Consider the following 1,432-nt stretch of genomic DNA (forward strand, 5'->3'; position numbering starts at 1 on the left):
GCTCTTCTAGCGAAGGCAGCTTTACTTCTGGCTCCTCTGCAGCTTCTTGAGAAATCTGCGCTAGTTCTTTTTCGAAGTCGTTCATAGTACTTACCTAAATATAGTCATTAAACTGTTCAACTTCGTCTATTCTATCCAACTCTAGAGTTTGAAGCTACCAACCATCTTATCTAGGCGAGATGAAAGCTCTTGAAGATCGCGGCTTGCGCCAGCCAACTCTTCCGCCGTTGCAGTTGTCATCTCGTTGATTGCGTTGATTTCTTCAATATTCTGATTGATCGTATGAACCACGGTAGATTGCTCTTCCGTTGCCGTCGCAACTTGCGTGTTTCGATCGGAGATATCCGTAATGCGCTCAGAGATATTCACCAGCACTTCTACCGCTTCATCCGTCGAAGCCACACCCTCAAATGTGACCGCTTTGCCAGCTTCCATCGCGCTTACTGCATCCTGAGCATCACTTTGAAGCTGGTTGATCATACGTTGAATCTCTTCCGTTGAATCGGCAGTGCGCGACGCTAGGTTACGAACTTCATCTGCAACTACCGCAAAGCCTCGACCTTGCTCACCTGCGCGTGCCGCTTCAATCGCTGCGTTCAGTGCCAACAAGTTTGTTTGCTCAGAGATATCGCGGATTACACCAAGGATAGAGCCGATATCTTTCGTTGTAGAAGCAAGCTGTGTCACAACGATGTTTGTCGTTTCCACATCGTCAGCAAGACGGCTAATCACTTCTTTCGCTTTCATCACAACTTCACGACCCGTCTGAGTATTATCAGACGCTTGGTTTGCAGTATCGGCTGCCGTCGCTGCGTTAGACGCAATTTCACTGATCGTCGCACCCATTTGGTTGATCGCTGCAACCACTTGAATCGTCTGGTCACGTTGCTCTTGGCTATTATCGTACGTTGACGTTGCTTTGCTCGACACGCTGTCTGCCGCTTGACTCAGTGCACCGCTCGTCAAAGATACCTCTTTCATAGTTGCGTGGATTTTCTCAATAAATCCGTTGAAACCTTTAGAAAGTTGCGCGATTTCATCATTGCCACGAATTTCAATACGCTGTGATAAATCACCTTCGCCTTGACCAAGATCGGTAAAGCGATCCGCAATCAAACGAATTGGCTTAGTGATACTGTTTGCGAGCAATACGCCCATCAAAATGAACACCAACGCCACTACAATGGTTGTGATCATCATTTTTTGGCCAGTTGCATTGAGGTCAGCAAACACTTCGTCAACAGGCACGACGCCAACAACAAACCAGTTCATGGACGGCACATACAAACTCGCGACGAAATTGTCCTTACCTTCAAACTCGACATTAATTAGGTTGAAGCTGTTTTTGTTCAGCAGTTGATTCGCGTTGCTGCCAAAAAGCTGCGCAATCGACGTTTTGTTTTTGCCTTGTTGACGATGAATTTGAATGTCA

The 1,432-nt window shown here is 46.7% G+C and carries 1 protein-coding gene and 1 pseudogene; both read right to left on the reverse strand.

Annotated features, from left to right (window positions below):
* A pseudogene (locus R7P67_RS24265) lies at positions 1–85 on the reverse strand (restriction endonuclease subunit S); the annotation flags it as partial.
* A 56-nt stretch (positions 86–141) separates the two neighbouring features.
* Positions 142–1,432 (reverse strand): methyl-accepting chemotaxis protein (locus tag R7P67_RS24270; RefSeq protein WP_318086245.1); only part of this gene is annotated, 1,291 nt, incomplete at its 5' end.

The sequence above is a fragment of the Vibrio sp. Vb0937 genome, assembly GCF_033338855.1.